At 60.2% G+C, this 8,169-nt stretch carries 7 protein-coding genes; 3 read left to right on the top strand and 4 right to left on the bottom strand.

The genetic code is table 11. From position 1 onward, the window contains the following. Window positions 1-406: 406 nt before the first annotated feature. Window positions 407-1,660, top strand: a complete 1,254-nt coding sequence (locus AC1XOS_RS16965) for a DUF4382 domain-containing protein (RefSeq protein ID WP_481963409.1) — start codon at window positions 407-409, stop codon at window positions 1,658-1,660. A 57-nt stretch (window positions 1,661-1,717) separates the two neighbouring features. On the opposite strand, the gene AC1XOS_RS16970 is transcribed toward AC1XOS_RS16965, so the two are convergent. Then, on the bottom strand, window positions 1,718-3,253 hold the full coding sequence (locus AC1XOS_RS16970; RefSeq protein WP_481963410.1) for an ABC transporter substrate-binding protein/permease: 1,536 nt from the start codon (window positions 3,251-3,253) through the stop codon (window positions 1,718-1,720). A 50-nt stretch (window positions 3,254-3,303) separates the two neighbouring features. Then, window positions 3,304-3,432, bottom strand: coding sequence for a hypothetical protein (locus tag AC1XOS_RS16975; protein ID WP_481963411.1), 129 nt, complete (start codon window positions 3,430-3,432; stop codon window positions 3,304-3,306). A gap of 140 nt (window positions 3,433-3,572) precedes the next feature. Here AC1XOS_RS16975 and AC1XOS_RS16980 point away from each other — a divergent pair, with 140 nt between their 5' ends. Beyond that, entirely contained in the window at window positions 3,573-4,088 is a 516-nt protein-coding gene (locus AC1XOS_RS16980; RefSeq protein WP_481963412.1) for an AhpC/TSA family protein, read from the top strand. Here AC1XOS_RS16980 and AC1XOS_RS16985 read toward each other — a convergent pair. Together AC1XOS_RS16985 and AC1XOS_RS16990 are read right to left on the bottom strand one after the other, a co-directional pair. Further along, window positions 4,069-5,214 (bottom strand): hypothetical protein, encoded by a 1,146-nt coding sequence (locus AC1XOS_RS16985; protein WP_481963413.1) that lies wholly within the window; start codon window positions 5,212-5,214, stop codon window positions 4,069-4,071. The genes AC1XOS_RS16980 and AC1XOS_RS16985 overlap by 20 nt on opposite strands. Before the next feature lie 12 nt (window positions 5,215-5,226). Continuing rightward, window positions 5,227-5,511, bottom strand: a complete 285-nt coding sequence (locus AC1XOS_RS16990; protein ID WP_481963414.1) for a hypothetical protein — start codon at window positions 5,509-5,511, stop codon at window positions 5,227-5,229. A 264-nt stretch (window positions 5,512-5,775) separates the two neighbouring features. Between AC1XOS_RS16990 and AC1XOS_RS16995 the strand changes: the two genes are divergently transcribed. Continuing rightward, a partial coding sequence (locus AC1XOS_RS16995) for an alkaline phosphatase family protein (RefSeq protein ID WP_481963415.1) occupies window positions 5,776-8,169 on the top strand: 2,394 nt, incomplete at its 3' end.

Consider the following 8,169-nt stretch of genomic DNA (forward strand, 5'->3'; position numbering starts at 1 on the left):
AAACGCAGGCGGAAACGTCCCGATTGATGAGTCCCCCGATGTCTACAAACCCGCCAAGGACGTCATCGACGCCGTCGTCGCCGCCGATCTCGCCACCGTCGAGACCGTGCTAACACCGATTGCGAGCATCAAGGGAGTTGACTGATCGCAGATTTATCCCGCCGGTTGAAAGCGGCGTGTAAAGGCGCAAGCGCCAAAAATCGGATAAAGTTGCCGATGCCTTGCGCAAGAGTGCTCGCTCGGTGGATACTCTCAACCCAAGTTACTCTGGGAAGCTCGGTAAGGGTGTGCTCAGTATTTCGGGGGGACTCAACGTAAAATAAAAATATCCCGACTATGTTTTTAGCGCGTTCCGTGGGTTCTTACTCAGTGAATCCCTACAAAACGGGACAGGAGAACAACTAAGATGAAACGGATCAAGATTACGGCACTGACAATTGTAATGGGCGCACTGGCACTGGCAGGCTGTGGTGGAAGCGGCGCAGGAAGCTCGACGACAGCAGGCCGCGTGACGGTTCTGGCCACGGATAGCCCCCGTGAAGACTACGGCCATGTCTGGGCGACGATCTACCATGTCGAGCTAACGCCCCAGGGCGGCGGTGCCCCGGTGGTGGTCTTTGACAATAGTGCAGGAGTCACGCTAGATCTCAAGACCTTGCGTGATGCCAGCGGCGCACGCTACTCGTTTCTGAGCAGCGCCAGTGTCCCCGCCGGAGTCTATACCGGAGCCAGCGTGACCGTGGCCTCGACCATGCAGCTGATCAAGACCGGCCAGACCACGGGCACCTCACTCACCGTTGACTCCAGTGTCGCTCGGGATGCCAGTGGCAACGCCGTGATCCCTGTCACCTTCCGCTCCGCCAAGACGATTACTGCCACGGCGACCAATGTGTGTATTGACTTTGATCTGGCACGCTTTGTGGTGACGGGCAGCAAGATTCTTCCCTCCGTGGTGGAAGGTGACGGTGCAGGCCTCAACGACCCCGCCCGCCATGAGAAAGACGACTACCATGGCACCGTCAGCGGCATCTCCGGCACTGCCCCGAGCTACAGCTTCACCCTCACCATGGGCAGTGGCCAGGCCGTCACGGTCACCACGACGGCTGCAACGGCACTCTACGGCGCGGCTCTGACAGACGGAGCCAAGATCGAAGTGGAAGGCACGCTCGACACCGCGGCCCAGACCCTGGTGGCGACCAAGCTTGAAGTGCGTGGGACAGGGAGCATCTCGGAAGACAGAAAAACGCCCCGTGCAGGCGGAACGGCCTCCGCTCTCAATGCAACGGCAGGAACCTTCTCGCTGACCATCAAGCGCGCCGGGGGCTTCACGGTCTCGGGGACAACGGTCAATGTCGTAACCAACGCTTCGACGGTCTTCCGTGGCGATAAGGGCGCGACGCTCACCGCCGCCGACTTCTACACCACACTGGCAACCACGCCCAATGTGGGCATCGAGGGCACCTACGACGCCACAACCAACACGCTCACTGCGACCAAGGCACGCGCCTTCGATCCAAGCAAAGACGGCCCCGGCAAAGTGGGAGAGAAGCACAGCTTCCGCGATGCCGCCGAGCGTGGCGGCAGCGGGGATGCCATCAAAGATCACGGCTGGGGCAACGAGTCCACACACGGCGGCGGTAGTAAGGACGACGACGACTAGCTGCCTCGTTTACGAACTTCGCCTCCAATTCCCTCTAGCCTGGCAGTGCCTGCCAGGCTATTTTTTCGTCTCCAGCCGCCGCACGATTGCCGTGAGCGGAAGCGTCATGGCTAGGTAGATCACGGCGACCGCAAGATAGATCGTGGTGGGAGCGCCTGCCGTAGTCGCCAGCTCTTTGCCCACGCGCATCAGCTCCGTCAGCGCCACGACCGAGACCAGCGATGAGTCTTTCAGCAGCGCGACGGCTTCGTTGGTAAGCGGCGGCAGAACCCGCTGGAAGGTCTGGGGCAGGATCACGTAGCGCATCGCCTGGCCGCCGGTCATCCCGAGCGCACGTGCCGCCTCGCGCTGGCCCGTGTCAATGCTCTCGATCCCCGCCCGGAAGATCTCGCTGCTATACGCCGCTGCATTGAGCGAGAGCGCCATCACCCCCGCCACAAACGGATTGAGCGAGATCCCAATGGCCGGAAAGACAAAGTAGATCACGTAGATCTGCATCAGGAGCGGCGTCCCACGCACGGCTTCCACATAGGCAATCGCCAGGGTTCGCAGCGGGGCGACTTTCCCGAGCCGCACCAGCGCGATTCCCAGTCCCAGCGGCACCCCCAGCACCAGCGTGATGAGTGTCAGCTCCAGGGTGAGGAGCGCCCCTTTGAGCAGGAGCGGGAGGGACTGCACCAGTAGCTCCGGGCGGATCGTAAATGCGGTGCCACTCGTCGGGGCCTCCGAGGAGGCTACGACTTTAGTTGCCTTGGTGAGCAATTCGGCGGGAATTGGCGTCCCATCGCCCTTCACCGCCTCTAGCTTGGCGACACGGGCCAGAGCAAGCGGCTTGTGCATCCACTTCTCATAGAGGCGGGCATAGCGGCCATCCACCACCACATGCTCAAGCGCCAAGTTCAGCGCCGCCAGAAGCGTCAGCGCATCTTTCTTGGCGACAATCCCTAGGTTTTCTTCCACAAAGGGTCCACCGGGTGCCACCTCTAGCTCGGGATAGCCCTTGCGAATGGTCTCTTCCAGCGCGGGCTCGTCTCCCACGACCACATCGGACTTGCCGTTTTTCACATCCATCAGGCCATCTTGCAGGGTATCGAACCGGTGCAGGCGCTCCTTGGGGACACCTGCCTTCTCCATCGCAAACTGCCCTGTCGTCTCCGCCTGCACCGCTGCCGTTCGGCCCTCGGCAAGGAGATCCGCTGGCTTGGCAAAGGCAGCGCCTTTCTTGCGTGCGAGCACCTGCCCCGAGAGAAAGTAGGGTCGCGTGAAGCCATTGCCCTTCTTGCGCTCCGCCGTGATTGTCACCCCCGACATCACCAGATCGCACTTTCCCGTCTCCACCGCCGCAAACACCCCTGACCACTCCATCGAGACCATCTCGGCCGACACGCCCAGCTCTCGCCCCAGCTCCGCGGCAAGCTCCGCATCGAAGCCGACAACCTTGCTATTTTCTATGTACTCAAAGGGAGGGTAGGTCGCATCGGTGGCGATCTTCAGAACACCGCGCGCCTTCACCCGCGCCAGCGAGTCATCCGTTCGGGCAAGAGTCGGCAGGGCAAGGCAAAAAAGTAAGAGAGCAAGGAGAGAGCGAAGCATGGTGCATTTTACCTGAACGCTCCCCAACCCACCCTAGCCCTTGATCGTCATCAGCGGCGCAAGTCCGTAGGGGTGACGATACGAAAGCGCTCTAGGAACACCTGAAACTCGGCTTTGTGGCCGTGGGGCGTATCGCCGTGGGAGAGTGTGCGACCCGCACCGCCTCCGCCTTGGGGCATCCTCTAGGGTCGTGGCAATGCCCTGCGGGTTATCCACACGCAGGCGGAACTTATCTGAGCGTGTCAGGCGCGGGTCTTGGTTTATCTTTCTCCTCTTTCGTCGGGAACTTCTTCTTTGATAAATCGATATTGAAAGAAAGATGCAAGGAACCCTACTGGATTGTCGCCTTTTGGAGCAACAGGCACAGACGGGCGAGACACTCGGAGCGCTTTCGGAGCGTGCACCGTCCATGATCGTCTTCACGCGGCACCTAGGCTGTCCGTTCTGCCGCGAGGTACTGAAGATTCTGGCGGCGCGGCGTGCGGGAATCGAGGCGACGGGTGTTCAGCTTGCGCTGGTGCACATGGCAACGGAGACACAAGCCGCGCCGTTCTTTGCCAGCTTCGGCCTAGGGGACTTGCCGCGCTTCTCGGACCCCAAGCGCCAGCTCTACCGAGCGTTTGGGCTAGAGCGCATGCGCCTTATCGAGTTCTTCACCCCACGCTTCTGGTCTAAGGGAGTCGCACTGGCTCAGCGTCACGGAATGGGCCTTCCTGTTGGGGATGTGTTTCAGCTCGCTGGGGCATTTGTGATCTTCCAGGGGCGGATCGTCCAGGCCATCCGAACGACCCGCTCCTCCGAAGTGCATGAGCTACCTAAAGCCCCCGACCGCTGAGCCCAAGGCGCTGGGCTCCTGCATTACCGGGGAGCGCAATGTCTCCCGAAGGATCGTACGCCGGGTCTTCTCCAAGCCCGGCGATGATCCTTGTGGCATCCGCAAGCGACTCATTCTGGCGGCGGTGGTGCTCCGCGATCCACTCCAGACGATCCTCCGGGGAGCCGCCAATAGTGCGCAAGCCCTCGCCGTAGTGCCCAAGATCAGTGACGTCGTCTTCATCGCTCTGTCGTGGCGGATCAAGGCCAAGCTGGCGACGGAACGAGTCGTACCAGTCGCGCCAGGCGTTGGCCCGGTCGCGCTGCTCTTGCCACTCTTGGATTGAGATAATCCGTCCCTGACAATAAAAATCCCGCCCCACAAAAACCAGGCCACTTTGGCGAGTCGGCCCAGCTGGCCGTCCGGACATTACCCAGCCCTTGTCTTTGACTTGATACCGCTGCCCATCCGGCGAGGCGTAGGTAACACTTTTAAAGAGCCAGCCCTTTAGCCCTGGCGCATCGGGGATCGTAAACGGCGGATTGGGCGCGTACTCCGTATCGATCGTATAACCATCGGCATCCTCCCAGTGCGTGATGCGCCCAAAAGCGTCGCGATTCAGCCTATACTTGCGTGGCACCAGCACCTCTAGATGGATTTTCTGGTACCCGCTGGCAATCATGCGCGTGAAAAAGCCCCCTTTGTGATACGACCAGCGCCCCACGGGAATGCTTGTCTTGGGCGTCTCAACATTAGGAACCGCGATTCGCTCCAGCTCCTCAAATGCAAGCCCTGTTCGGTCGTGAAATGCATCGCGCAGCTTCTGCTCCGCTTCAAAGATCATCTTCGCTTCGGGCGGCAGCTTATCCACGGCATCTTTGAGCAGCTTCTGGGGAAAGTTCATGATCACATCGGCCTGCCAGAGCGCGACTTCTTTGGGTGCAAGCAAAACGGCAAGCTGCTTGCGCTCGTTGGTGAGATCTTTGAAGCGAGCACGGGCAATAATCGCCCAGAGTAGCTCCTGAATCTTGCTCTGCTGCACCTGGGGAAACTTCTCCGCGCTGCTGAGAATCTGCTGGATCAGTGCTGCTTTCGGGCCTTGAAAGCCCCCGTACAAAAGTCCCGACCCACGGGTCGGTGCGGGCAAGCCCGCCTTGAGTCAGTAGCTCTGGAGGTCGGCGTAGAACCTCCCCGTACGAAGCTGGTATGCGCCACTCTCTTTTCGTGGCAGCATCAGTAGCGACTCCGCCTTGGGCAACGTCAGGCCATCGAGCAGGGGCACATCGGGCTGCGCGTGCTGAAGGCTCGTCGTCAGGGGCGGTTCGCCTTTCAGCAGCTTATCCAGCTCCTTCATCCCCGGAATCGGAAGCTTGAGCTGTCTTCCTCCACCGGGCAGCTTCAGTCCCGGAATCTGTGCTGCGCCACGAAACTCTCGTCGTGTCATCTTGGTACCTCCAAGGTCTACTTAGAGGGTTCCTAGGCAATTTCCTGCCAGAGAAAGCTGCGAAAAACTACACTACCGACGGTGGCGCATCAGGCCAGTTGTCATGAGCACCGCACTCATCAGAGCAAGAGAACGCGTGGAACAGCCAGCAGCGCGGCTCCCTTGACAACGCACAGCACCCCCAGAATCAGCCTCGGTTTGGATTGCATGAGTTATTATGCCAGATTTAATCTTTCTTCACGCAACGTGCGCTACAATCGAAGCATGATAAACAAGCGGACGCTGGCTCTGAGTGGAGCCTTGATTTTTGGGACGAGTGCGGTCTTGGTGGCGGGGCAAAAGCTGGAGGTTCTCAAGGGGGGCTCGCTGAAGCTGGCGGCATCGGGCTGGACGATCACTCCGGCGGGCAAAGAGCACGCGACCATGGGCGATATACTACTCTCGTCGACGCTACGGCCCGATGGACAGCTCTTGGCCGTAAGCAGTGGCGGCGGGGCGGCGCACGGAGTGAGCCTGATAGACGCGGCGACGGGGACGCTGAAGCAGCAGCTTAAGTTTGGCCGGACGCACGCGGGACTAGTGTGGTCACCCGATGGCGCGACGCTCTATATCTGCGGCGGAAACTCGGGGCTGATCCAGGTCATCACCAAGCAAGCCGATGGCAGCTACGCCCCTGGTACGCCCCTGACCGTGCTGGATACCAAGCCGGTGGCGGCGGGAACCAAGAAAGGCAAGCGCCAGAGTGGGGTCTACCTGAGTGGGCTGACCCTCTCCCCCAGTGGCAAGCGTCTCTACGCCGCAGATCTCGCCAGCGATACCCTTATCGCGCTCAACACCGATGGGAGCGAGAAGATCGAGCGGGAGCTAGAAGACGGGGCAAAGCCAGGGGCGCTGAAGCTCACCGCCGATGGAAAGTACGTGCTCTGTGCGCTCTGGAGCAAGGCCCAAGTACTGGTGCTGGATGCCGCGACTCTAGAGACCAAGCGGACGCTGAAAGTGGGGGCGCACCCCAACGATCTCTTGCTCGCCTCCGACGGACGGCTCTTTGTCTCCTGTGGCAACGAAGACGCGGTCTATGTCTTTGACTTTGCCAATCTCGATGTCTCGGCCTCGATCCGCGATGAAGACTCGCCCCTCCTAGAGAAAATCATCACGCGACTCTCCCTTCAGTCAGCCCCCGGAGCCACGCCTTCGTCGTTGGCGCTCTCCCCCGATGAGAAGACACTTTATGTTGCCTGCTCAGACATCAATGCCGTGGCCGTGATTGCCGCCGAGCGCCGGGGTGGGAGCAAAGTGGCGGGGTTTATCCCCACCGCGCACTACCCGACCACCGTCACGGTCTCAAGCGATGGCAAGAAGCTCTTTATTGGCAGTAGCAAGGGAATCGGTACCGGCTCAAATCCGAGCGAGAAGCCCGACCCGGAGTACCCACGTGGCTTCCCCTATATCGCCAGCCTACTCACGGGAATTGTCTCCACCGTCGAGACGCCCGATGCCAAGCAGCTCACAGAGTACACGCGCAAGTGCCTCGCGAACGTCCCGAAAGTGAGCCCGCCCAAGCCCAGCAGTAGCGCCATTCCCAGCAAGCTCGGCGAAAAATCCCCCATCGAGCACGTGCTCTATATCATCAAAGAGAACCGCACCTACGATCAAGTTTTCGGCGATCTGGAAAAAGGCAACGGCGACAAGAAACTCTGTCTGTTCGATGAAGACGTTACTCCCAATCACCATGCCCTGGCGCGGGAGTTTGTCACTCTCGATAATCTCTACTGTTCCGGCGAGGTGAGCGTGGACGGCCACCACTGGAGCAACGCGGGTCTTGTTCCCGATGTCATGCAGCGCACCTGGCCCGCACAGTACGGCGGCAAGGGCGCGCCTCCCCTCAAAGGCGGCGATTTTGGCGACCCGCTTGCCAAGACGCCCTCGGGCAAGATCTGGGACGCCTGCCAGCGTGCGGGGGTGAGCTTTCGCACCTACTACTACCACACGGATAAAAATCAAAGTGAGGAGTGGGCTGCGGCGCGTGCCAAGAGCGAGCGCGACCATAAAGCCGCCGATATCTTTATCAAAGAGCTTGCTGAGTTCGAGAAAAACAACAACCTCCCGAAGTTCATGGTCATGGCTCTCTCGGAAGACCACACACGTGGCGCAACCGCCGGAGCCTTCACCCCCAAGGCCGCTGTCGCCTCCAACGACCAAGGCATCGGCAAGATCGTCGAGGCGTGTAGCAAGAGCAAGTACTGGAGCAAGATGGCGATCTTCATTATCGAAGACGATGCCCAAAACGGCCCGGATCACGTGGATGCCCACCGCACAGTTGGCCTCGCGATCTCGCCCTACACCCGCACGGGACGCTTGGACTCTACTTTTTACACCACCTGCTCGTTCCTGCGCTCAATGGAGCTGATCTTAAACGTCCCGCCCCTCTCGGTCTTCGATGCCAACGCCACCCCGCTCTGGGCCAGTTTTGGAACCAAGGCCAACCTCACGCCCTACACCAACCGCCCACCCAAGATTGACCTGAACGCGAAAAATCCCGGCGGTACCAGCGCCGCAAAAGAGTCCGCCGAGATGGATCTAGACGAGCCCGATCAGCTCGATGAGGCTGAGGAGCAGCTGCTCAATAAAGTGATCTGGGAGAGTGTCAAAGGCAAGAAT

The sequence above is a fragment of the Armatimonas sp. genome, from assembly GCF_964826245.1.